Source organism: Gordonia sp. SID5947, from assembly GCF_009862785.1.
Classification (GTDB): Bacteria; Actinomycetota; Actinomycetes; order Mycobacteriales; family Mycobacteriaceae; genus Gordonia.
In genome coordinates this window covers 3,773,074-3,797,150 of sequence record NZ_WWHU01000001.1, presented here as the reverse complement: position 1 = coordinate 3,797,150, position 24,077 = coordinate 3,773,074, and the positions used below count along the sequence as shown (strand labels likewise).

Here is a 24,077-nt window from a genome sequence, read left to right as displayed (position 1 = left end):
TCACCCGGTCCTACCCATCCTCTTGCACCCGCGTGGTCGCGCGTTGCTACGCGGTACTCCTCATCGCGGCCGATCCCAATCGGTCTCGCCTCAGAAAGGATCACGACGATGCCGCTGAACCCGGCCAGTGTGGGACAGAAGACTCGACCGGTCGAGGTGTCCTGGACGAGCAAGGACACGCTCCTGTACGCGGTCGGTGTGGGCGCGGGCCTGGGCGCACCTGCACACGAACTCGCCTACACCACCGAGAACAGCAACGATCTGACCCAGCGCGCCTTGCCGACGTTCGCGGTCGTCCTCAACGACGACGGCCCCCAGGTGGACATAGGCACCTACGACGAATCTCAACTGGTGCACGCCGAGCAAGGCCTTGTTCTGCACACATCCCTGCCGCCCGCCGGCACGGTCCGAGTGGCGACCACGGTCACGGGAATCCACGACAAGGGGTCGGGCGGGCTGGTGGCGTACCAGACGGACGCCGTCGATCCCGCCGACGGAAGCCCTGTCTTCACCACGCACAGCACCATGTTCATCCGCGGTGAAGGCGGCTTCGGTGGCGAGCGCGGGCCGGTCGACGAGTGGACTCGGCCGAGCACTCCGCCCGACGCGGTCGTCACCTACGCCACCCGGCCGGAACAGGCTCTGCTCTATCGACTGTCGGGAGACCGCAACCCGTTGCACTCCGACCCTCACTTCGCCGCGAGAGCCGGATTCGACCGCCCCATCCTGCATGGACTGTGCACGTACGGTGTCGCCGGCCGAGCGCTCCTCGAGCACGTGGCAGACAACGACGTCGCGCGTTTTGGCGCGATGCGGTCGAGGTTCACCGCCCCGGTATACCCGGGCGATTCCCTCTCGGTCGCGCTGTGGCGCACCGCCGAGGGCGCCTCGTTCCAGGTCTTCCGAGATGGCGGCGAGCTGGTGATCGACCGCGGCCGCTTCACCCTGCGTTCGTGAACAGAATCTACTGAGCCACAAATATTTCGGACAACCGAGCCGATCACACCATGACGATGGCAATCGTCCGACGACAAAGGATAAGACAGTGACCTTGCAGGCAGCAGTTCTCTGGGAGCCGGGACAAGACTGGCAGATCGAAGAGCTCGTGCTCGACGCCCCCAAGCACGGTGAGGTGAAGGTCGAGCTGGCCGCGTCCGGCATGTGCCACTCGGACGAACACGTCCGCGATGGCAGCGTTCCGGTTGGGCTCCTCCCCTTCATCGGCGGTCACGAGGGCGCCGGGGTCGTCACCGAAGTCGGCCCCAACGTCAGCTCGGTCGAGGTCGGTGACCACGTCGCACTCGGTTTCATCCCGGCCTGCGGCAGATGCCGCGCTTGCGCCACCGGCCAGTCGAGTGTCTGCGACCTCGGCGCCTATCTTCTCGAGGGCTACCAGGTCGGCGACGGCACGGCACGGCACCACGTGCGGGGTCAGGACGCCGGCATCCAGTGTCTCCTCGGTACTTTCGCCCCCAGACGGTGGTGAACGAGGCGTCCTGCGTCAAGATCACCAAGGACGTCCCGCTGGACAAGGCGGCACTCGTCGGGTGTGGCGTGACCACCGGCTGGGGGTCGTCGGTCTACGCCGCCGGCGTCGCGGCAGGCGAGACCGTCGTCATCCTCGGTATGGGCGGTGTCGGTTGCGGAGCGGTCCAGGGTGCGGCCCTGGCCGGCGCCCGGCATGTCGTCGTCGTGGATCCGTCACCCTTCAAACGCGAACAGGCCTCGATCTTCGGTGCCAGTCATACCGCCGAGAACATCGAGGAGGCGTTCGCACTCGTCAATGACCTCACCTGGGGCGCAATGGCCGACAAGGTCCTCATCACCATCGACGTGGCCTCCGGCGCCATCATCGCCCCGGCGATGAGCCTCGTGGGCAAGGGCGGTATCTGCGTGAACGTCTCGGTCGGCGACATCAATCAGATCGACACATCACTGAGCCTGTTCGACCTGACCGCGATGCGCAAGACACTGAAGGGGTCCTGGTTCGGCAATGCCAACATCCGCTTCGACATTCCTCACCTCTTGCGGCTGTACATGGAGGGACATCTCAAACTCGACGAGATGATCACTCGCACATACTCCCTCGATCAGGTCAACGACGGATACGAGGCAATGCGCAAGGCCGAGAACGTACGCGGCCTCATCACCTACTGAAGGAATAACCCAGATGACCACGACAGACGAGACATTCACCGACATCCGACTTCCCGACGACACCGCCACCCGGCTGTTCATCGGCGGGAACTGGCGCAACGCGTCGGACGATCGCACGTTCACCGACATCAATCCGACTACCGGGCGGCCTCTCATCGACGTGGCGTCTGGCACCGCGGCCGACATCGACGCCGCGGTGGACGCTGCCCGCGCGCAGTCGAACGGAGAATGGGGATCGACCCCGGGCACGGTGCGCGGCGACCTGTTGAACCGCCTTGCAGCCCTCATCGAGCGTGACGGAGAGATCCTCGCCTCCCTCGAAGCGCACGACATCGGCAAGCCGATCGGGCAGCCGGCGATGATGGATGTTCCGAACGCCGTCGCCACCTTCCGCCACTTCGCGGGCTGGGCCGACAAGATCCAGGGTTCCACCATCCCGACCAGCGGATATGCCGGACAGCCGACGCATTCTTACACCGTCCGCGAACCGGTCGGCGTCATCGGTGCGATCATCCCGTGGAACACCCCGCTGATGATTGCGGCGTGGAAACTGGCACCCGCCCTCGCTGCCGGGAACACGTTGGTCGTGAAACCGCCGGAGGACGCCCCCCTCTCGGTGCTGCATCTCGCGCGGCTCATCGACGAAGCCGGGTTCCCGGCCGGCGTCGTCAACGTCGTCCCGGGGCTGGGCGAGGTGGCGGGGGACGCGCTCGTCGGACACCCGGACGTCGACAAGATCAGCTTCACCGGCAGTCCGCGTGTGGGAAGACTCATCTCGAAGAAGGCCGCGGACACTTTCAAGCGCACCACCCTCGAGCTGGGGGGAAAGTCCCCCAGATCATCCTCGCCGATGCGGACTTGGAGTCGGCCATCATGACGACCGCGATGGGACTGTTCTTCAACCAGGGGCAGGTCTGTGCCGCGGGAACGCGTGTACTGGCTCATCGTTCGGTGTACTCGCAGGTCGTGGACGGCCTGGCCGCCGCTGCCGCAGGTCAGGTTCTCGGCGACCCGTTCGACCCACACACGACGATGGGCTCACTCATCAATGAGCGGCAACGGGACTCGGTACTCGGCTTCATCGCCGCGGGCCGATCCGAGGGCGCCAGGCTGGCGGCAGGCGGGGGCACCCCCGACCGCGCGGGGTTCTTCGTCGAGCCGACCATCTTCGCCGACGCCACCAACGACATGACCATTGCGCGCCAGGAGATTTTCGGACCCGTGGGCACGGTCATCCCGTTCGACACCCCAGAAGAGGCGGTGTCCATCGCCAATGCCACCGATTATGGTCTCGCAGCGAGCATCTGGACCCGCGACGTCTCCCACGCCCACACGCTCTCGGCTCGGGTTCGCGCGGGTGCAGTGTGGGTGAATGGCTGGGCAGCGATCGACCCCGCACTCCCGTGGGGTGGGATGAAGACCAGTGGTGTCGGTCGTGAACTCGGTTGGGCCGGAATCGAGGCGAACACCGAGGAGAAGGTCGTCACCGTCGTTCTGTAGCAGTCACGGCAACCGGTCGTCGGATCGTCCGCGCACTATCGCCGCCTCGCCGACCTGCCCATCGCGCTCGTACAGGAACACTCCGTTGTCGAAATCGGTTTCGCGTTCCCGCATGAACAGGCCGGGTATCCCGTCCCCCGGTTTCCCGTATCGAAGGATCGTGCCCGCCGTGTCCGTCGTCAGTGTGGCGGGCACGGCGGGTTCGTAAGGCCACTCCGGGTCCTGCGAGCGAGAGACGGGGACGATGTGGAGGTCTGCCTCGGGAACCGCCCGCATGATCTCCTCCGCCGTCGTCCACCCGAATGCGCGAAGTATGGCTCCATCCTGCCGCTCACCGATCAGGATCTGCGTCGCTGCCACCTCACGGGCGTGCCGGCGAATCGCCTCGACCATCTGGTCGGGCTGGGCACGAACGTGCCGGACAGTCCCGCGAGCCGCACCCGCCATCTGCTCGAGGATCGGCAATTCGAGAAGCCGATCGCCGTCATGGTCGTCCGAGAACGAATCGAAGATCAGCACATGCAGCGGGGCATCTGACTCCGTCGCAAGTGTGATGGCACGTTGGGTCAGCGCGAAACCGTTCTCTCCGTACACGACGCAGGCCATGAGCACTTCGGTCATGTGGTGTCCCTTCTGCGGACCGGCGGGGAGCGTATCCCTCGCCGGCCTGTCAGTGATGCTGAGTACTGATATCTGTGCCTTTCGGGGTGGTCACGAACACGACCGCCGCGACGACGAACATGATGACACCACCGATCAGTCCCGTGGTCTGCAGGGAGTCGGTGAACACCCGGTTGGCCGCCGAGGCCAGTTCGGGGATGTGCAGTTCGTCGGCGACCCCGATCGCGCTGCTGATGGATGACTGCGCGTGCTCCCGGACCTCCGGTCCGAGTCCGCTCAGCGAAGGGTCGCCCGCCAGTCCTGATTTGAAGAGCACCGCCGAGGCGCTGCCGAGGATTGCCACGCCGAGTACGTTTCCGAGGTCGTACGACGTTTCCTCGAGAGCTGCGGCATTTCCGGCCTTCTCGTCCGGTGTGTGCGACATGATCATCGCCGAAGCGACGGCGAGCGATGCGATTCCGGCACCGACCAGGACGAGAGCAACGATGGCGCGTGTAGTCGTCAGGTCACCTGGTGGAATGGCGAGGATCACCATCCCCAGCCCCGCAACCGCGAGTCCACCGGCGAGGACCAGGCGAGCGCCGAGCCGTTGCGCCAGCCACGGGACGACGAGCGAGAAAACGGTGCCGGCAACAGCCGCCGGCAGCAATCGGATGCCTGTCTCGATGGGGCTCGCGCCCTGCACCACCTGAACCCATTGCGCGAGAAGCAGCAGAGCCGCACCGAGTGCGAACGTTGTACCGAGCGCGGCCACGATGCCTGCCGAGAACTGCGGACGCCGGAAGAGCCTCATGTCGACCAAGGGGTCGGGTCGTCGGAGACAGCGGACCACGAACAGCACCAGCAGGACGACCGCGCCCACCAGTGTCGCCCAGGCGAGCAGATCGGCGAGGGTCTGTTCCTTCGCGAACCGTTTGATCGACCACACGAGCGCGATCATCCCGGCGAGCGAGAGGACAGTACCCACGACGTCCCAGCGGCCGGGTTCCAACACCCGAGACTCCGGGAGGATCACGGCTGCGGCAACGACTGCGACGAGCATCAGCGGGACGTTGACGATGAATGCGGCGTGCCAGGAGAAGTGCTCCAGTAAGAATCCACCGACGATCGGACCGATGCCGGCGCCCACACCCGAGACCGCTGCCCACAACCCCAGCGCTTTCGCGCGTTCCACCGGATCGTGGAACACCGCGCGCATCATCGACAGTGTCGTGGGCATGATCATCGCGCCGCCGACGCCGAGGATCGCGCGGATGGCGATGACGCCTTCCGCCGAGTCGACGACTGCCACCGCCGCCGACGCCAGCGCGAAGATGGCGTAACCGGTGATCAACAGTCGCTTGCGCCCGAGTCGGTCGCCGAGAGCACTCATCGATATCAGCAAGCCCGCCAGCACCAGGGAGTACGCGTCCACGATCCAGAGGAGCTGACCGGCGGACGGTTCGAGGTCTGTCGCCAGGTCCGGGATGGCGATGTTCAGGATGGTCAGATCCATCGTGATGACGAGAAGGCTCGCCGAGAGCACGATGGCCGACGCCCACCGGCGGGCTGCCGAGGTCACCGGAATGGTGGTGGTCATCATGGCTGGTGTTCGTCCTTGCTGATCAGGGTGCGAAGGGTTTCGGAAAGACTCGAACGGGTGAGGGAACGTCCCTCCAGTACGGAATGCCAGGCTGCGCCGTCGATGAACGTGGCGACCGCGGTCGCTCGCACGCCGCCCAGGTGGGGCGTCAGCACCGCGACGAGGCCGTCGAACCATCGCAGGGCCAACGCACGCGCATCGGCGTCGGTCAGTGCCGCTGTCGCGAGCGACACGTCGCACCGGAGCACACGGGCGTCGGACAGATAGGTGTACAAGCCGTCGACCAGCGTCGCGGTGAGATCGCGGTCGGCCTCGCCGCCCTCGGCGCTCACCAGTGCGGCCTCGATGTCGGCGAGCACCTCGTCGAGATCGTCGGAGATGCGCGTGATCGCGGCTCGGCGAAGGTCGTCGAGGGTCGAGAAGTGGCCTGTCGTCGACCCCACCGAGACGCCGGCGCGATCTGCGATCAGTCGGTGGGTCAGTCCGCCGACACCGACCTCGAGCATGAGCTCCGCGGCCGCTTCGATGATCTGTTGTCGACGGAGGTCGGGGTCACGTCGTCGCCCGCGACTCTGTGCCAGGATTTCGTTCACGAACATTACTGTACATTTGTACGCGTACATTTGTACAGTAATGTTCGTCACCCTCCCAGACGCCGCCAACGACCCTTGGCGACCCGTAGAGTCGTTGCTGTGCAATGGGTTCCACTGGTCATCGGCTTCATCGCAACCGCATGGGCGCTGGTGTCCGCTCCGCTCGAACGGGTCCATGTCCGGGTACCCGTGGTGCTGACCGCAGCGGGGATAGTCACGGGCGTCTTCACTCATGCTGAGCTTGCGGGAGTGCTCAACTCCACAACGACGACCCGGATCGCCGAGATCATCCTGGCGATCCTGCTGTTCGTCGATGCCTCTGAAGTCCGGTCGGGCAAGCCGTTCGGCAACAATCCGGCAATCGCGGCCCGACTCCTCGGGCTTGCGCTGCCGCTCAGCATCGCCGCCGCGGTCGGCGTCGGGGCTGTACTGTTTCCCGGCATCGGCGTACCGGTACTGGTCGTGATCGCCTGCGCCGTCGTACCCATCGACTTCGCCGCCGCCGAATCGCTCGTGCGAGACCGTCGCGTGCCCAAACGGGTACGGGACGCGATCAACGTCGAGGGCGGTTACAACGACGGGATCGTGTCACCCATCTTCACCTACGCGATCTTCCTGGCGGGAGCGACAGCGATCGCGCATCACGGCAGTCATGATCTCGGGTCGGCCGTCAGATCCGTCCTGCTCGCGATCGCCGTCGGCGCCGTCGCAGGATTTATCGTCGGAAAGCTCCTGTCGGCGAGCGAGCACCGGGGACTCACCACCGGCCCGGCGGCGCGAGTCGTCGTGGTGATCCTGCCCGTACTGACCTACGCCACCGCGTCATTCGCCAGTGCCAACGGGTTCGTCGCCGCCTTCGTCTGCGGCATCGTCTTCCGGCAGGTGCGGATCAATCAGCGTTCCGCCTCCGAGGTCGCGAACACCCGGCGTGCGATCGGCGACCACGATCGTGCCTTTCTCGACGATGTGACCAGCCTGTTGACGATGGGCATGTGGTTTGTCTTCGGCAATGTCGCCGTTCTCGTACTGGCCAGCGGATATCTGACTGCGTGGACCTGGGTGTACTGCGCTCTCGTACTCACCGTGGTGCGGGCGATACCGGTGCTGCTGGCACTACTCGGGTCGCGCCGCACCCCGACGGAGCGCTGGCTGATCGCTTTGCTGGGCCCGCGCGGCACCACCTCCATAGTTTTCGGCCTGCTCGCCTTCAACCAGTTGGCTGACCCTGACGCCGCGGCCTCGGTACTCGGGGTGACGGTTCTCGTGGTCCTGGGAAGCGTGCTCATCCACGGACTGGCGGCAATACCGTTGGTGCGATGGATCGACCGTGACCACGGCCGGGCGGTGAACTCGGACACCGCCTGAGGCAGGACCGCCCCGCCGCTGTTTCGCCCGCCTTCTATGGTGGTAGGGCGAGCCGATGTCGATGAGGCGCGCGGCGACCACGATCAACCGGAGGAACCGTGAGTCCTGACTCGACCGTCGTAGACACACCGACAGCTCCGACGCTGTCAGCGGAACGTCAACCGATGCGCAACCGCGTACTCGGTGTCATCATCGACGCCCTCCGCTCCGGCACGTACCGAGAGGGCGACCGTCTGCCCTCAGAGCGCGAACTCGCGTCCGATATCGGTGTGAGTCGGGCGATCGTGGGTTTCGCCATCGACGAACTCGCACAGCGCGGAGTACTGGAATCGCGGCGAGGCCGCGGCGGCGGAACATTCGTCGTTTCGATCTCTGACCTGCCGAGTTTCGGCGAGCGCACGCCTGGTGACCGCTGCGATGTGATGAATTGGCTCCTCGAGGTTCGCGAGCCCATCGAGCTCGCCGCCGCTCTACTCGTTTCGGCTCGCGCACGGGTCGCCGACCTGCGCGCACTACGCGGCATCTACGCCGAGATGTCCGAGTCGATCGACGACGACACCGAATACGCGGAAGCCTCGATGCGCTTTGTCCTCAAGCTCGCGGAAGCGTCGGGAAATCCTCTGCTCAGGAACGTCGTCGGCCAGTTGGTGAACGAGCAGGCCACCCTGCGGCGGGAGTTCAGCGCATTCGAAGAGCCCGAGACCCTCCGCGATCTGCGCCGAGCGTCGTTGGCAACACACGCCGAACTGTTGACAGCGCTCGAGGGAGGCGATTCGAACGAGATCGCGATGGCAGTCGACACCCACATGAAGAATATTCGCGCGATCTACCTCGGTGATGACAGGTCCGCGCAGCATTTCACACAGACCTTGCTCGATTCCCCGTGAGACGACCGTCCTCCGAGACAACCGGTCACCCGGACCATCGGCAAGCGGATCGCGCTCGATGGTCCGGGGTTCGAGCCGACCGACATCCGCAGTCGCTCCTCACACGGCCAGGGGGCATTGCCCGAGAGTGAACTCCGTGGTGGGCGGAGTGTCACACCGCGGCTGCGTCGACCACCCTGAGCGCGGCACGGATGCCCTCGGCGAAGCGATCCGAATCGGCATGGGTGTGCTCGGTGGAGACGAAGACCTTTCCGGACGGCAACGCGAGGATGCCGTGGTTGACGAGTTCACCTGTCAGATCGGACCAGATCGGGGGCCGGTCGCCGGCCTGCTCGTCGATGGCCAGCAAAGACCCGATCCGCCGGACCTCGAACGGCCGCGACGACTCCGCAAACGCGTCGACCAGCCGCGTCCGTAACCCCGACGCGACCGAGTCCAGACCCTCGAAGGTTCTGGGCTCGTTCAGCAGATCCATCGTTGCCTGCACGGCGGCGAGGGCGATCGGGTTCCCGTTGTAGGTGCCCGCGTGAAACACCCCCTGGGTCACCAGATCGATGATCGGGGCGCGCCCGACGACGGCGGCCTGGGCAAAACCGCCCGCTATCGCCTTTCCGAGCACCGAGAGGTCCGGCTCGACACCGTAGCGCTCGGTCGCACCGCCATGCGCAACACGGAAACCTGCGATGACCTGGTCGAAGATCAGGATGACGCCATGCTCGTCGCAGAGCTCTCGAACCTTTTCGAGGAAGCCCGGCACCGGGGCGTAGAGGCCCGAGTTGCTCTGGACCGGGTCCAGCAACACCGCGCCGATGTCCCGCGCGGCCGCGTCGGCCAACAGTTCACCGACCGCGTCGATGTCGTTGAAGGGCAACACCAGAAGTTGATCGATGGCGTGTGGATTCTGTCCCAGGGAGTTCATCGTCGCCGCCTCGCCACCCTCGTGGTATGCCACGCTCGCGAAGACCGAGTCGTGCCATCCGTGATAGCTGTTGATGAACTTGACAACCGTGTTCCGGCCGCTGGCCGCACGTGCCAACCTCAGCGCGACCTGAACGGCCTCGGTCCCGCTGTTGCTCCACAGCAGCTTTTCCGCGCCGGGTATCGCGGCAACCACGGCTTCCGCGGCCTCGTACTCGAGCCGATGACCCATCCCGATCATCTGCATCCTCGGCAGCATCTCGCCAACCGCCGAGATGATCCGGGGGTGGCTGTGCCCGGCGACAAGGGGGCCCCAACCCATGACGTAGTCCACGTACTCGTTGCCATCGATGTCCCACATCCGTGACCCGCGGGCGTGATCGATGAAAAGGGGGTGCGGTTGCATCATCGCGCGGAGGCCGGAAGACACACCGGCTCCCACAATGCGCTCTGTGCGTCGGTACGCCTCCAGCGAACCGTTGAGTTCGTTCACTTCTCCCACTTCCTCTGTGATCGAAACCATACTCGTGGTAAAGTATGACTGTTGGTTCGTAAGATATCAGAACGGAGCGGCCAGATGCAGAGCTTTGCACGCATCTATGTCACCCGTTCTTCCGCCGAGCGTGGACGCGGTTGGTACGTCAAATCCTTCCCGCGAGAGCCAATCAGCGCACTACAACAGCATAATCGCCGCAGGGATCCGATGGATCAGGCCGGAGATCACAATAGCCGGTCACTAATTACTAACGATCGTTCATACATCTTCCCAGTCGAGGGTACGCTCACACCAGTCGGGCCGACGCTCGCACTTCACATCACAGGTCGTTCGCTCGACCGGTCGTGCCGATCGCTCGACCACAACCCATGAAAGGAGACCTCGGTGGCCATGTCGTCAACGATCGACCAGCGCAAGTTCCGGGATGTCGTCGCCCATTTCCCTACCGGCGTCGCTGTCGTCACGTCCGCGACAGCCAGCGGCCCCGCAGGAATGACTCTCCAGTCGTTCATGTCGCTGTCGCTCGATCCCGCCCTCGTTCTCCTGGCTGTCGATCGCAGTTCGACGACGTGGCCGCGCGTCGCCGATGAGGGAAAACTTCTGATCAACGTCCTCGCTGAGGGCCAGTCCGAACTGGCGCGCCAGTTCGCTCGGAGCGGGACGGACAAGTTCGCCGCTGTCGACCTCGTGGAGTCAGATCGCACCGATCACCCGCTGCTCCATGGATCGGTCGCATGGTTCGACTGCACGATCGTCGACCAGCACCCGGGCGGAGACCACCTCATCGCCGTGTGCAGCATCAACGATTTCGATACCACTCTCGACCAGGACTCCCTTCATCCGTCGCCCCTCGTCTTCTTCCGATCACAGTTCCCGACCATCGTCTCCGCGACGCCCGGCGCAGTGCCATCGCGCGAGACAGGTGGTGCACGATGACGCTCCTCGAGACCTGGGATGGCCCGCGCAACGACGGCGTTGTAGACGGCACATGGATCAGCGAGGAATGCGTACGGGCGCTTCTCGACGGAGCGCCGATAATCCTGCAGCTGGGAGCAGGTCAGCCCGGATATCTGATGGCGGCCGGCGACCGGGTGTCCACGTCGACCATGGCATTCGTCATCAAGCACACTGACGGCTTCGTGTGCGTGGCGACCGACGGCTCCGTTCTCGATCGCCTCGCGCTCCCGCCGATGGTTCGTGTCAACGACTCTGTCGACCACCTCGACTATGCCGTGTCGGTCGACGCGGTCAGGGATACCGGCACCGGGATTTCCGCTCACGACCGAGCGATCACGGTGCGCGCACTGGCCGATCCGAACACCCGCCACGACGATCTGAGTCGCCCCGGGCACGTCGTCCCGATCCGCTCGTCCGGCCGATGGGGTGCGGACGTCCATGCCACTGCGGTCAGCATCATGCGGCGCCTCGCGCTCGCGCCGGTGGCTGCGCTGGCACCGATGCTCGACGAACACGGAGACATCGTCTCCGGAGACGAACTGCATCGTTTCGGCGACGACCATTGCGTCCCAATCGCGATGCTGCCGTGTCCCGGTGTACGGACCGCGACGGACCGCCATATGGGCCGATCACCTAACGGCCTTTGAAAACCTCTGCGAGAGAAGAGAAAAGGAACACATGAGTAAGTTTGCTGATCAAGTGGTGTTCATCACCGGAGCCGGTCGAGGTCAGGGCCGTTCGCATGCCGTTCGATTCGCCGAAGAGGGAGCCGCGATCATCGCGACCGACCTCTGCGGCCCGGTCGACGCGGCAGATTATCCGATGTCATCGCGCGACGACCTCGACGAGACGGTACGGGCTGTCGAAGCGGTCGGCGGGCGCATCATCGCGCAACAGGCGGACGTACGGTCACAGGAGCAGCTCGACGCAGCCGTCGCCGCAGGCGTCGACGCCTTCGGTCGCATCGACATCGTCCTCGCCAACGCCGGCATCTTCACCGGCGCGGAGACCACCTGGGACATGACCGAAGAGCAATGGACCACCACCCTCGACATCGACCTGGGTGGCGTGTGGCGCACGTGCAAGGCGACGATTCCCACCCTCATCGCGGGCGGCAACGGAGGATCCATCCTGATGACCTCCTCTTCCAACGGCTTTCGCGCGGAGGCCGGACACCCGGCCTACAATGCCGCGAAGCTCGGCATGGTCGCACTGATGCGTGCCCTTGCCGGAGAGCTCGGACCACACAACATCCGTGTCAACACGGTTCATCCCACCACCGTCAAGACCGGAATGATGTGGAACGACAACATGATCGGCGCCTTCATGCCTGGCGAGTCGACCAAGACCATCGATCCGGACGTCTGGTGGAAGGGGCTGGAGATGATGAACATCCTTCCCGTTGGGGCGATCGAGCCGGGCGACGTGAGTGCCCTGCTCATGTTCCTGGCATCCAACGAAGGCCGCTACATCACAGGCACCGAAGTTCCGGTCGACGCCGGATACATCATCAGGAACTGACGAGGTCCTCGCACTGATCGCGAGGCCGAGAAAAAGGAGTACACAATGCATGTCGGGCTTTTCTACGCTCACCAGCTTCCGGACACACCGCCACACGAGGGTTTCGAGTGGGACCTCCAGGTCACCCGCTGGGCCGAAGAGTACGGGTTCGCCGAAGCATGGTTCTCGGAGCACTTCACCGAGGGGTACGAGCGCTGGTGTGCGCCTGAACTCCAGATCGCAGCGGCGATCCGCGAGACCAGCCGGATGAAGTTCGGTACGGCGGCAAACCTCTTGCCGTACCACAATCCGGTCGCGCTCGCGCACCGGCTGATGGCTCTCGACCACATGTCGAAGGGTCGGCTGATGGTCGGCTTCGGCGCGGGCGCGTTCCCGACCGATGCCCAGCTCTTCGGCACCGAACTGCCCACCCAGAACCACGAGATGCTGCTCGAGGGCCACGATCTCATCAAGGCGATCTGGCAGAACAAGGGCGAGGCCCTGACGATCAAGGGCAAGCACTTCTCGGTCGACATCCCCGAACTGATCCCGGAGGTCCAGCTCGGTGGGCACTGGCGGCCGTATCAGGAAGGCGGTCCCCGCACCGCGATCGCGGCGTTCTCACCGCGCTCCTCGACGATCCGCGAAGGCGGCAAGCGGGGAGACATTCCCCTCAGCATCGCGATCACAAACAGCTTCCTGCAGGGGCACTGGGAGGTCTACAGCGAGGGTGCGACCAGTGCGGGCCTGACGCCTGACCGTCGGGACTGGCGTGTCGTGCGTGATGTCATCGTCGGTGAGACCGAGGAGAAGGCCATGGAGCTGGCACTGTCGACTCCGATCAGCCGCGCCTGGAACGAGTGGATCATCCTGGCGAACAGCCCGCACCTCCAGCAGATGGTCGCGCCGGACCTCGAAGCGGAAAAGGTCGACCAGGAGTATCTGGCCCGCAACGTCTGGATCGTCGGCACCCCGGACACCGTGGTGGAGAAGCTGCGAGCCGAGCAAGAATCGGCCGGCGGTTACGGCACACTTCTCGTCTACAACTACGATTTCCATTCCGAGCCGGAGCTCTACCGTCGTCACCTCGAACTGCTCGGCACCGAGGTCGCGCCTGCACTCAAGGACAGTGTCGACGGTCTCGTGAACGCCGGCTGATCTGTCACCATCGCCGCGATCCCGTCACGGTTCGGCCGAGCTCGGTGTCTGCTCGGTGGTCCCGTCGGCGGGATCGCGTCGTTTCAGTGAGTTCTGTCGTCTTCAGTGCGCATCACCGAGGCCCCTGACCTCCCTACCGATGGCACTGGCGGCGGCACGGAGCAGAGTTGCGCTCTTCTCGAGATCGCGGGTGACGAGCAGATCGCCAACTGCTGCCAGGGTCACCGCCATCGGAGCCGCCCCATCTCCCACCGGAACGAGAGTTGCCATGCCGGAGACTCCTCGGATGGTCAACTCGTGCACCGCGTACAGGCCAGACTCTTCGAGTTGCGCCAGCGCTTGGCCGATCTTTTCGGTGGACGGCGGAATCGGAAGGCCTTCCGGCACCACGATCGCACCAGTGGACAGTCCATTCATGATCTGCTCTCGGACTCGAGGGGAGACAGTGGCCATGAGTGCGATTCCCGCATGAGTGCTCGGCAGTGGCGTGGTGGTGCCGACCTCCACCGAGTAGACATGGACCGGCGCCGACCCCTGACCTCGCGCGACGTAGTAGGCGCGGCGATTGACCAGGGCCGCCGCATAGGCCGTGACCGTGGTCTGCTGTGCGAGATCCTCCACGACCGCCTGGATTGTCTTGTTGTGCAGCAACGGATTCGGTGCCGACAGCGCGAGAGCGAGCGCGGCCGGCCCGATCCCGTACCGGCGCGCCGGAAGGATCTCGATCAACTGAGAGTTGCTCAGCTCCTGCAGGATCCGGTGCACCGTGGGTCTAGCGATCCCGGTGTCCCGCGCCACGTCGACAAGACGCGCACCGACCCTCCCGTAGTCGGCGACCGCCGCCAGGATGGCTGCAGCCCTCTCGACCACACCGGCCGGCGCTCCTTGCATCGTCGCTTCCATCACGCTCCTCCATCTCGAGAGCTGGATCTCGAATAGTCCACTAAATGGACTATTCGAGATATAGCCCATCTTAATCCACTAGCATCTTGACCTCGCAATATCTACGTGTCATTCTGAATGCAGCGGGATCAGTGAACACCCTTTTTCCGCAATTCTTCCCCAATAAGTCCATCTGACGGACTATAACGAAGGACCAAACCCGTGGCATCACCCGCTCCCACCACCCTCGTCGCCGAGCCGATCACCCGCCGCCTACCTGTGGGCGGCGTCGAGGTGACCTACCATGACTCGGGCGCCGGCAGGACCGACCTACCCACCATTGTTCTGGTACACGGCACGGGTGGCTCCACTGACACCCATTACCCCTTCATCTTTCCCATGTTGGCGGGACCGCAGCGAGTACTGTCGATCGACCTCGCAGATCCGGGATCGCCGATCCTCGAGCTCCGGCAACTCGAAGAGCAGGTGATCGGCGTACTGGAGGAGGTCCGCGCGGACTCCGTCACGCTCGTCGGCTACTCACTTGGCGCCGTCGTCGCGACATCCGTTGCGGGACAACGCTCCGATCTCGTGGACAACCTCATCACCATCGCGGGTTGGGCCAAGACCGACGGGCACCAACTGCTCCGGAACAACATCTGGCGACGTACCAAGAACAGTGCCCCGGTCGCATGCGCCGAGTTCAGCGCGTTCACCGCCTACAGCCCCGGCTTCCTGCGTCAGCTGCCTGCCGAGTACCAGTCGTTTCTCGTCGATGCGATGAAGTATGACGACTTCGGCTGCCGTCAGATGGATCTGAACCGCAAGATCGACATCACCGACCTCGCGGGCAAAGTCACCGCGGACACGCTCGTGATCGCCTGCCGGGACGACTACATGGTTCCTCCGCATCACTCAAGGGAACTGTTCTCGATCATCGACAACGCGCGCTACACCGAAGTGCGGTCGGGCCACGGAGTCGTGCTCGAACGGCCGGCGGAACTGGTCCACGTCATCTCGGTGTTCAACGCCGCTCCCCGCGCACACCCGGCCGGCACGATGATCGCCGAGCTCAAGCCGTGACGCGACCGGCCGCCCATCCGCAATCCCTCTCACCATCTAACCCGGAGTGACAGTCATGATCGCAGCATCGACGAAGACAGACCCATTGGCCGACGTGGACATCATCATCGTCGGCGCCGGATTCTCCGGCATCGGAATGGGCGTGCGACTGAAGGAGCAGCGGACCGACTCGTTCGTGATCCTCGAGCGCGCCGATTCTCTCGGCGGCTCGTGGCGGGACAACACATACCCGGGCGTCGCATGTGACGTCCCTTCTCCCCTGTACTCGTTCTCTTTCCAGACCAATCCGGAATGGTCGCGTCTGTTCGCGCCAGGACAAGAGATCTGGCAGTATCTCCAAAAGGTCGCGGACGACGCCACTCTCGGTGAGCACCTGCGATTCGGTGCCGAGATGTCTTCGGCAGTCTGGGATGGCGACAGCGAACGATGGGTCGTCACGACCACCGCCGGCACGTTCACCGGTCGCTACCTCATCTCGGCAATGGGCCATCTCACGGATCCGAAGCTCCCGGACATCCCGGGGATCGGCGAGTTCAGCGGGACCGTGATGCACTCGGCGCGTTGGAATCCCGACGTCGACCTCGACGGCAAGCGGGTCGGAGTCGTCGGCACAGGAGCCTCCGCCATACAGGTCGTGCCGTCGATCGCCTCGAAGGTTGAGCATCTGGTCCTCTTCCAGCGAACCGCACCGTACATCGTCGCCCGTCAGGACTTCGAGTTCACCGAGGTCCAGAAGAAGCAGTTTCGCCGCGATCCCGACGCGATCAGCGAACTCCGTCAGTCGATTTTCTGGCTCGGCGAGTACTCTTTCGCCGCACGCAGACTGGTGCCGGCCTACCTGGAAGAGGCCCGTCGCGAAGCGCTGAGTCACATGCAGTCGCAGATCGAGGACCCTCTGCTTCGTGACCTCCTCACTCCCGATTACGAGATCGGATGCAAACGTATCCTCCGTTCGGACGATTTCTATCCCACGCTCACTCGCGACAACGTGACGTTGGAACCCTCCGCGCTGGCTCGGGTCGACAGCGGCCGCGCGGTCAGCAGCGCGGGACGAGGTTTCGACCTGGATGTCCTGATCCTCGCGACCGGTTTCGAAACGTGGGATCTGCCGTCCTCGTATCTGATCCATGGCCGAAACGGCGAGACGCTTGCCGAACACTGGTCGTCTGGAATGCAGGCGTACAACTCCACCACCGTGCACGGATTCCCGAATCTGTTCCTGCTCAACGGCCCCGCGACGAGCCTCGGTCACAACTCGCTGATCTTCATGATCGAAGCGCAGATCGACTATGTTCTCGGCGCGCTGAGGTGGGCAGACGCATCCCGGCGCGCGATCGTTGAGGTCGAGGAATCCGCCGAGGGACGGTACGCGGATCTCTTGCACGCTCAGGCACAGGAGACTGCCTTGCTGCGAGGGGGTTGCGACAGCTGGTATCTCGATCCTCGGAACGGGAAGGCAACGCTGTCCTGGCCGAACTTCGCACACTCGTTCCGCGACCAGTGCGCAACCTTCGACCCCGCACCATATGCCGACCAAGCGGTTGAGCTCGGCGCGTGAGCGGCTGACGACGGACCATCACAGATGCGCGTCCGCCCACGGCCATCTCCGTGGGCGGGCGTCCGATCTGCCTCCCAAACTTCGTCGACGCCGGCGCCGGTCACCGGGGACCTCGGAGCCTCAGATCAACTCAACCGACGGGCACCGCGGAGGGTCCTCGGCGGTCGACTTCAGGGCGGGCACCACCTCGGTCGCCAGAAGTTCGAGATGCCGCGTTGTGCCAATACCCAGACTTGCGAACCGACCGTCGACAACGGAGATTTCGAGTGTGGTGCAGCCCCCCGGGCCGGCGACGGCTACAGTGGATGTCCCATGAACACAAACAGTTGTTCGTATGTACTTCAGGATCTGGCAGCCCTGAGAGTGATCGCCGATATCCCGGCACAGACGAAGGCCGGGTTCGTCGACCAACACGTCGCGTGCTGCGCCGACTAGCGGAGCCCCAGCAAGTTGGCGGTGAAGAACCAGCATTCGTTCTGGACTTGCACGAGGTCGCGGTCGTCGCTCTCGTGCCAGCGGTTGCAGCTGTCACAGAGGGCGAGTACTGCTTCGACACAGATATGGGTCGAGGGGAGACTGAGCCCGCGACGGTCGCGGAGGTCGTCGATGAGGACGTTGAACAGGTCGCGGTACCGCTGCAGCAACTCCTCGATCTCAGCAGTCGACGAACTGGGCAGTAGCTCACCGGTTTTGACCATCTCGAGAAGTCGGTCTGCTGCGCGTACATCTCCCCGGTTCTGGACCTGCCACCCGACGTGTCGCCGGACGAGTCCTTCGAGTCGGAGCTCCGAGGGCATCCCGTCCTCGTCGGGTGCGATGACCGTGCCCTGAAACTGTTTCAGGCCCGCCACCAGAGCCGCTGCCAGGATCGCTTCTTTGGATGCGTAGTGGTTGTAGATCGACGGAGGGCTGACCCCCGCCTCGGTTGCGAGGTCGCGCATGCTTGTCGCGTGAAATCCCTTCGAGCCGAACAATCGCAGGGCTGCGCGCAAGAGCTGCTCACGGGTGCGGGACCCGCGAAGCAGCCGACCGTCAACCTCTGCCGGGGGTTCAACCGCAGTCACGATTTGTTCTCCTTGCTTGCGCGCGAGCCGGGCGAGTCACTGAACTCGTTCCACGTGGCCACCATGCTTGCGAGGTAGCGGTCACGCACACGACACATCGTTGCTTCTCGCGATCGTTGTGTCGGTCATTCTAGGCCAACTCGTGGGTGGACCACCCACACCGCCGAGTCCGATCAGTGCCAACTGTCCTGTAATATTAACGAACAGTAGTTTGATTTGGGGGCAGAATCGCCGTCCCTGTTCAGAGCAGTCCGAGCGGGTGTCGGCAGATCTGCCCCGAAGACGAGGAGTTCGCGATGACAGCGACAACATCGTCCGGGAGCGAAGGGCGAGTCGCGAACGGAACGGCGCAACTCCTCCTTTTGCACGAGTTGGAACAGCACCTAGGACATGCACCGCTCACGGAGACACGACGTCACCGTTGCCGCTGGCTGGCGCGACGCGCGATCGAACTCGCAGCAACTGACGACGCAGAGCCCGTTCATCCCGAATCCGGCTCATCTGACGGCACACTCACCGAGCGGGAGGCCGAAGTTGCTCATGCCGTGAGTCTCGGATTGACGAACAAGGCGATTGCAGATCGGCTCTATATATCTGCACATACCGTGCGCTTTCATCTCGCGAATGTCCGGCGCAAACTGGGTGCCAAGAACCGCAGTGAGTTGGCCGCCATGATCGCGAGGTCCTCGCCCTTGTGAGTCCACCGTGGGTTCGGCGAACCGCCCCCAGGCCGTCTGAGCGCGAATGTGCGCGCCTCTCAATACACTTCAGGACATGTCCCCCACCACCGAATTCCATCCTCCTGAGCTGCATTCCTATCCGGCGATGTGGCGTATCGACACCCGTTGGGAGGACAATGACCACTACGGCCACGTGAACAACGTCAAGTACTACTCGTACTTCGACTCGGCCGTGAACGGGTGGCTGATGCACGCAACAGGTGTCGACATACGGGAACTCGGGGCCGTCGGACTCGTCGCGGAATCAATGTGCACCTACCTCAGGTCCGTGTCCTTCCCGGACCAGCTGATGGTCGGCCTCTCGATCGAGAGGCTCGGAAGAAGCAGCGTCACATACTCACTCGGGCTGTTCGTCGAGGTGTCCGCCGTCCAGGTGTGCGCGGCAACATGCCGGTTCGTACACGTGTATGTCGATCGCGCGACACGCCAGACCGTCACCATCCCGGACAGAATCCGCACTGCGGCTTCGACAATTGTGGTCGCCGAGGACTGACGACCCGCCATGCGCGAGACCTCGCAGCCCGCGCGAGCACGGATCACGTGGTTAGGGCCGAAGGCCCTGTCGAGTCTCATCGGTGAAGTGCAGGTGAGCACACCCTGCTGCTCACCGACTTCGAAGCATGGTGCCCCGAGGATGGGCACGGCTCAACCCGGCCCCGAGGACAGCGAACCACGCCTTCGCCGACCCTCGAGGGAGTGCTTGGTCAGGTGGTTCCGTCCCGTGTGGGACCAGGTAGAAGCTGGGCGGCGCGGTAAAACTTTTCACGATTGCTCGTTCGATCTGTTGCGCTCGTCACATGATCGGTCTAACTTGTAGACCATTGGCAATGTGGTACCAGCCACATCGCACACACTGGCGGCCGAGGTGTGGTCTCTTTCGCCAGGCGCGGTCGGTTGTCGACCGATGTAGCGACCAGAACAGCCAGTGAGCGACCGCCAGGAGGCGCCTTGCTTCAGCCCCGCCGTGATTCATTCGTCGCCTGGAAGCGGAGCGTCCAATCCGCCGTCACTGTGGTGACAGCGGCTGTCCTCGTAGCGATCATCGCAGCGTGTGGTGCTACGGCTACCCCGGATGCCGCGCAGAGCACCGCGTCTCGGGTGTACGACACGCCGCCGGCGCGAGGTGATGTCAACCTGATCACATGGAATCTGCCATCCGGTGAACCGTCGACGATGTACCCGCCACACGCTTTCGATTTCAGCGTCGGCACGGTCATGTCGAACATGTGTGACACGCTGGTCTCGTCCGAACCGGATCTCACCTATGGCAAGGGGTTGGCGAAGAGTATCGATCAGCCCGACCCGACGACCTACGTGTTCACGTTGCACGACGGCGTCCGATTCTGGAACGGCGATCCACTCACCGCCGAAGATGTCGAGTACAGCCTTGCCATGCATCTGGACCCAGCGGTGGCCACCTATTACGCAGCCATGTACAAGGACGTCGAGAGCATCACCGCAACCGGGCCTCTCGAGGTCACAGTGAAACTACGTCGACCAACCGGGACGTTCTACAACTACCTGGCGAGCCCCGGTGGCGCCATCGGGCAGGCGAAGTTCATGCAAGCCGAGGGGGCACGCTATGGCACACCGTCGGGTGGTCTGATGTGCTCTGGCCCCTTCGAATTCGTGAAGTGGACGCCGGGCAAGCAGATCGAGTTGCGGCGTAACGACGACTACTGGAAACCCGAACTCCGCGCACACGCCGCGGCGATGACGTTCCAGTTCATCACCTCGTCGAACACGATGACCCAGGCGTTGCAGTCCGGAGCGATCGACGGCTCCTTCCAGATCTCCTCCGCAAGCGCGCCGGGACTCCGGAACTCTGGTACCGGGACGTTGTTTTCGTCGACTGCATCCACGACGATGGTCGCTTTGCTTCCGGCGGCGAGCGACGGACCGATCACCGACGTCCGGATCCGACGGGCGTTGAGTATGGCGATCGACCGAGCCGGGCTGGTCGAGGGCGTCATGCCCGGGCTCGCCACGCCACTCGACTGGATGATGCCCCCACGATCATGGACCCACCGATCCAGACCGAGGAGACGTCGAAGATCTACAAGGATGCGCTGGCGACGTTACCCAAGGGCAGTTTGGATGAGGCCAAGCAGTTGGTGGCCCAGGCCGGGGCGCCGAATCGTGCACTGGTGTTGGCGATTCCCGAAGGCAACGAGGAGATCCGCCGGGTCGCGACGGTCCTGCAGGCGACAGCGACGCAGATCGGGCTGGAGCTCGACCTCCGGGTGCCCCCCCCTGCCGATCTGAACACCATGTACTACGACGCCAAGCAGCGCAAGGGAATCGACCTGCTCTGGAACAACGACACCATGGCCGGCGGGTCGCCGTTGAGCATGTTGGGTTCCTACGTGGCGCCGGACGCCAGCAACAATCTGGTCAATTACCGTGATCCGGGGGTCGACGCCGCGATCGCCAAGGCGTCCGCGACTCCGGACAAGGTGGAACAGGCCGAGATCCTGGCGCCGGTGCTGGTGAAGATGGCCGAGGACGCGGTGCTGATCACCCTGTACACCCCGAACGCCAACACATTCCTCAGCAAGCGACTGACGGGCGTCGGTCTGGCGTACCCGTTCTTCGCATCCGGAATCTGGGCGCCGGCCATCGGTAGCGCCCGGTAACCGGAGTCGACGTCCGGTCGAGGCCTTCCGTCGCAAGCGGTTTCGATATCCCGGCGGCTGCGCTGTGAGAAGCCACACGCGCGCACGCCTTGCACGGGTCCGTGCGCCGCGCGTGCCGCAATACTGAAGGGGGAACGAGTATGTCGGAATCGACTACCCGCCCGGGAATCTGCCGAATCTGCTCGGCGCACTGTGGCGTACTGGCCACTGTCACCGACGGCAAACTGGTGAGAGTCACCGGCGATCCACAGAATCCGCTCTATCAGGGATTCACCTGCGGCAAAGGCCGCGCTCTACCTGAGATCCACAATTCAGCAGACCGGCTGCTGCACAGCAGGAAACGACGACCGACCGGTGACTTCACCTCCATTGACGTCGAAGTCGCGATGGACGAGATCGCGGGTCGGCTACAGCACATCATCGATGAGTACGGGCCACGTGCCGTGGCGGTGTACGTCGGTACGGCCGCCCTCCCGTACCCGACCGGGCCACTCGTGGCCAATGCTTTCACCAGGGCCATCAACTCACCGATGTTCTTCACGTCCAACTCGATCGATCAGCCCGGCAAGCAGATCGCGCAGGCCGCCCACGGCCACTGGCTCGGTGGTGACATACTGTTCGATGACGCAGACAGCTGGATTCTCGTCGGCACCAACCCGCTCGTCACCAAGGCGGCCGGCATCCCCGGACAGAATCCCTTCGTACGGCTCCGGCAAGCGCTCAAGCGGGGAATGAAGTTGATCGTCATCGATCCCCGGATCTCGCAGACCGCATGGCGCGCAACAGTGCACATCCAGCCGCGCCCGGGTGAAGACGCCTCCATCCTCGCCTGCCTGGTCAACATCATCATCAGCGAGAACCTCTGCGACACAGAGTTCCTCAGCGAGAACGCGGTGGGGTTCGATGCGCTGGCCGCCGCAGTGGCGCCGTTCACCCCTGAGTACGTAGGCGAACGAGCCGACGTCCCGGCCCAGCAGCTCGTCGATGCGGCACGGTTGTTCGCCGACTCCGGTTCGCGGCCGGGACAAGCACACGGTGCGACAGGCATCAACTTCTCCAAACGCGGCAATCTCACGGAGTACCTGTGCTTGGTCCTGACGACTATCGTGGGCAGTTGGCAGCGCGCCGGACAGCAGGTGGCACAGGCGAATGTGCTCATGCCCCCGTTCGACGCGAAAGCGCAGGCGTTCCCGCCATACCCGGGCTGGGGCTACGGCGAGAAGATGCGGGTTCGGGGCCTGGTGGAGGCGGCGTCCGGAATGCCGACCTCGGCGTTGTCGGAGGAAATCCTGCTCGACGGTGACGGACAGGTCAAAGCGCTGATCTGCGTGGGCGGCAATCCGATGACCGCATGGGCAGACGAGCAGAAGACCTACGAGGCGCTACAGAAGCTCGACCTACTGGTCACCATCGACACGCACATGGCGCTGACCGCCGCCCTTGCCGACTATGTGATCGCACCGAAGGTGCACTTGGAGGTGCCTGCGTCCTCTCAGATGGCCGAGCAGCTCAAGTATTACTCCAGCGGGATGGGGATGCAGTCGGCGTACGCCCAGTACTCGCCCCGATTGGTCGAGCCGCCGGCCGACTCCGATCTGACCGAGGAGTGGTTGTTCTTCCGCGGTCTGGCCAAGCGCATGAATCTTGCGCTGGACGTGGTCAACTTCTTCGGCTCATACGGAGGGCAGTACATGGAGGGACCGCCCGCGTACGTTCGCCTGGAACCGGATACCGACATCACGACCGAGCAACTGATCGCCGAAATGTGTGCGACTTCCCGTATTCCGCTCGACGACGTCGCCACCCATCAGCACGGACACATCTATGACATCGACGCGGTGGTGAAGCCGAAGGACCCTGACTGCACGGACAAGCTCGACGTCGGCAACGCACCCATGATGTCCGAGCTCGGCGATGTGCGGGCCGAGGATTTCGGCGCAGTCCGCGACGACCCCGCATACCCTCTCAGGCTCATTCCGCGACGCCACAAAACACTGATGAACTCCTTGGGTACCACGATTGCCAAGCTGAACAACGGCCGACCGTTCAACACCGTCTTCATGCATCCGAACACAATCGCAGCGCTGGGGTTCCACGAGGATGCACCCGTCACGGTTTCCTCGGCGCACGGCAGCATTCCCAGCGTCATCGAATCCGATCGATCTCTACGCGCCGATGTCGTCGCGATGCACCACGGTTTCGGAGGTCTGCCCACCGATCGAGAACACTTCCCGAAGCGTGGGAGCAATGTCTGCCGCCTCGTCGATGCCGCCGCCGACTTCGATCCGATCACCGGAATTCCCTGGCAAGGAAACATTCCGGTGAACATCACACCGCGAGAGGACTGAATGCCACCGCAGAGTGTCACCGCTCACGAGTG

General features: G+C 64.0%; 20 protein-coding genes and 2 pseudogenes. 15 read left to right on the top strand and 7 right to left on the bottom strand.

Translation table 11 applies throughout. The annotated features are described in order from the left end of the window. Window positions 1-108 precede the first annotated feature (108 nt). The 3 genes and pseudogenes from GTV32_RS17330 (at window position 109) to styD (ending at window position 3,657) form a co-directional block, all read left to right on the top strand. Entirely contained in the window at window positions 109-957 is an 849-nt protein-coding gene (locus tag GTV32_RS17330; RefSeq protein ID WP_161061367.1) for a MaoC family dehydratase, read from the top strand. A gap of 88 nt (window positions 958-1,045) precedes the next feature. Continuing rightward, window positions 1,046-2,157: pseudogene (locus tag GTV32_RS17325) on the top strand (NDMA-dependent alcohol dehydrogenase). A 13-nt stretch (window positions 2,158-2,170) separates the two neighbouring features. Beyond that, window positions 2,171-3,657: pseudogene (gene styD / locus GTV32_RS17320) on the top strand (phenylacetaldehyde dehydrogenase StyD). Window positions 3,658-3,660: 3 nt separating this feature from the next. On the opposite strand, the gene GTV32_RS17315 reads toward styD, so the two are convergent. From GTV32_RS17315 to GTV32_RS17305, 3 genes are read right to left on the bottom strand one after another with little or no spacing between them, the layout of a single operon-like run. After that, window positions 3,661-4,278, bottom strand: a complete 618-nt coding sequence (locus GTV32_RS17315; RefSeq protein ID WP_161061366.1) for a hypothetical protein — start codon at window positions 4,276-4,278, stop codon at window positions 3,661-3,663. 49 nt (window positions 4,279-4,327) lie between these two features. Next, window positions 4,328-5,860: an MFS transporter gene (locus GTV32_RS17310; protein ID WP_202421831.1), complete on the bottom strand. Its 1,533-nt coding sequence runs from the start codon at window positions 5,858-5,860 to the stop codon at window positions 4,328-4,330. Then, entirely contained in the window at window positions 5,857-6,453 is a 597-nt protein-coding gene (locus GTV32_RS17305; RefSeq protein ID WP_161061365.1) for a TetR family transcriptional regulator, read from the bottom strand. Before GTV32_RS17305 ends, GTV32_RS17310 begins: the two co-directional genes overlap by 4 nt. A 99-nt stretch (window positions 6,454-6,552) precedes the next feature. On the opposite strand from GTV32_RS17305, the gene GTV32_RS17300 reads away from it, so the two are divergent. Further along, a complete protein-coding gene (locus GTV32_RS17300; protein ID WP_161061364.1) occupies window positions 6,553-7,818 on the top strand; it encodes a cation:proton antiporter in 1,266 nt (421 codons plus the stop codon). 164 nt (window positions 7,819-7,982) lie between these two features. Then, a complete protein-coding gene (locus GTV32_RS17295; protein WP_161061363.1) occupies window positions 7,983-8,705 on the top strand; it encodes an FCD domain-containing protein in 723 nt (240 codons plus the stop codon). Between the two features lie 151 nt (window positions 8,706-8,856). Here the strand turns inward: GTV32_RS17295 and GTV32_RS17290 are convergent, their stop codons facing one another. Beyond that, complete coding sequence (locus GTV32_RS17290; RefSeq protein ID WP_343287368.1) at window positions 8,857-10,053, bottom strand: aminotransferase class III-fold pyridoxal phosphate-dependent enzyme; 1,197 nt, start codon at window positions 10,051-10,053, stop codon at window positions 8,857-8,859. A 456-nt stretch (window positions 10,054-10,509) separates the two neighbouring features. Here GTV32_RS17290 and GTV32_RS17285 point away from each other — a divergent pair, with 456 nt between their 5' ends. From GTV32_RS17285 to GTV32_RS17270, 4 genes are read left to right on the top strand one after another with little or no spacing between them, the layout of a single operon-like run. Next, a complete protein-coding gene (locus GTV32_RS17285; protein WP_161061362.1) occupies window positions 10,510-11,055 on the top strand; it encodes a flavin reductase family protein in 546 nt (181 codons plus the stop codon). Then, a complete protein-coding gene (locus GTV32_RS17280; protein WP_161061361.1) occupies window positions 11,052-11,723 on the top strand; it encodes a 3,4-dihydroxy-2-butanone-4-phosphate synthase in 672 nt (223 codons plus the stop codon). Before GTV32_RS17285 ends, GTV32_RS17280 begins: the two co-directional genes overlap by 4 nt. A 31-nt stretch (window positions 11,724-11,754) precedes the next feature. Next, on the top strand, window positions 11,755-12,597 hold the full coding sequence (locus tag GTV32_RS17275) for a mycofactocin-coupled SDR family oxidoreductase (RefSeq protein WP_161061360.1): 843 nt from the start codon (window positions 11,755-11,757) through the stop codon (window positions 12,595-12,597). Window positions 12,598-12,642: 45 nt separating this feature from the next. Continuing rightward, entirely contained in the window at window positions 12,643-13,734 is a 1,092-nt protein-coding gene (locus GTV32_RS17270) for an LLM class flavin-dependent oxidoreductase (RefSeq protein WP_161061359.1), read from the top strand. Between the two features lie 102 nt (window positions 13,735-13,836). Here GTV32_RS17270 and GTV32_RS17265 read toward each other — a convergent pair whose 3' ends face one another. Further along, the gene (locus GTV32_RS17265) at window positions 13,837-14,637 is read right to left on the bottom strand and encodes a helix-turn-helix domain-containing protein (RefSeq protein ID WP_161061358.1); all 801 of its coding nucleotides are present in this window, start codon (window positions 14,635-14,637) and stop codon (window positions 13,837-13,839) included. A 201-nt stretch (window positions 14,638-14,838) separates the two neighbouring features. Between GTV32_RS17265 and GTV32_RS17260 the strand changes: the two genes are divergently transcribed. After that, window positions 14,839-15,699 carry an alpha/beta hydrolase gene (locus GTV32_RS17260; protein WP_161061357.1) on the top strand — a complete coding sequence of 287 codons (861 nt, stop codon included), beginning with the start codon at window positions 14,839-14,841 and terminating at the stop codon, window positions 15,697-15,699. Window positions 15,700-15,754: 55 nt separating this feature from the next. Then, window positions 15,755-17,257: an NAD(P)/FAD-dependent oxidoreductase gene (locus GTV32_RS17255; RefSeq protein ID WP_161061356.1), complete on the top strand. Its 1,503-nt coding sequence runs from the start codon at window positions 15,755-15,757 to the stop codon at window positions 17,255-17,257. Window positions 17,258-17,688: 431 nt separating this feature from the next. Here GTV32_RS17255 and GTV32_RS17250 read toward each other — a convergent pair whose 3' ends face one another. Beyond that, complete coding sequence (locus tag GTV32_RS17250; protein ID WP_161061355.1) at window positions 17,689-18,321, bottom strand: TetR/AcrR family transcriptional regulator; 633 nt, start codon at window positions 18,319-18,321, stop codon at window positions 17,689-17,691. 296 nt (window positions 18,322-18,617) lie between these two features. On the opposite strand from GTV32_RS17250, the gene GTV32_RS17245 reads away from it, so the two are divergent. Together GTV32_RS17245 and GTV32_RS17240 are read left to right on the top strand one after the other, a co-directional pair. Continuing rightward, on the top strand, window positions 18,618-19,019 hold the full coding sequence (locus tag GTV32_RS17245) for a helix-turn-helix transcriptional regulator (RefSeq protein ID WP_161061354.1): 402 nt from the start codon (window positions 18,618-18,620) through the stop codon (window positions 19,017-19,019). Window positions 19,020-19,095: 76 nt separating this feature from the next. Next, on the top strand, window positions 19,096-19,554 hold the full coding sequence (locus GTV32_RS17240) for a thioesterase family protein (RefSeq protein ID WP_161061353.1): 459 nt from the start codon (window positions 19,096-19,098) through the stop codon (window positions 19,552-19,554). Window positions 19,555-20,737: 1,183 nt separating this feature from the next. On the opposite strand, the gene GTV32_RS23610 is transcribed toward GTV32_RS17240, so the two are convergent. After that, window positions 20,738-21,034 (bottom strand): hypothetical protein, encoded by a 297-nt coding sequence (locus GTV32_RS23610; RefSeq protein WP_237421575.1) that lies wholly within the window; start codon window positions 21,032-21,034, stop codon window positions 20,738-20,740. Window positions 21,035-21,079: 45 nt separating this feature from the next. Between GTV32_RS23610 and GTV32_RS23605 the strand changes: the two genes are divergently transcribed. Next, window positions 21,080-21,697: a hypothetical protein gene (locus GTV32_RS23605; RefSeq protein ID WP_237421574.1), complete on the top strand. Its 618-nt coding sequence runs from the start codon at window positions 21,080-21,082 to the stop codon at window positions 21,695-21,697. Between the two features lie 140 nt (window positions 21,698-21,837). Beyond that, on the top strand, window positions 21,838-24,045 hold the full coding sequence (locus GTV32_RS17225) for a molybdopterin-dependent oxidoreductase (protein WP_161061350.1): 2,208 nt from the start codon (window positions 21,838-21,840) through the stop codon (window positions 24,043-24,045). The last annotated feature ends 32 nt before the right edge of the window (window positions 24,046-24,077 follow it).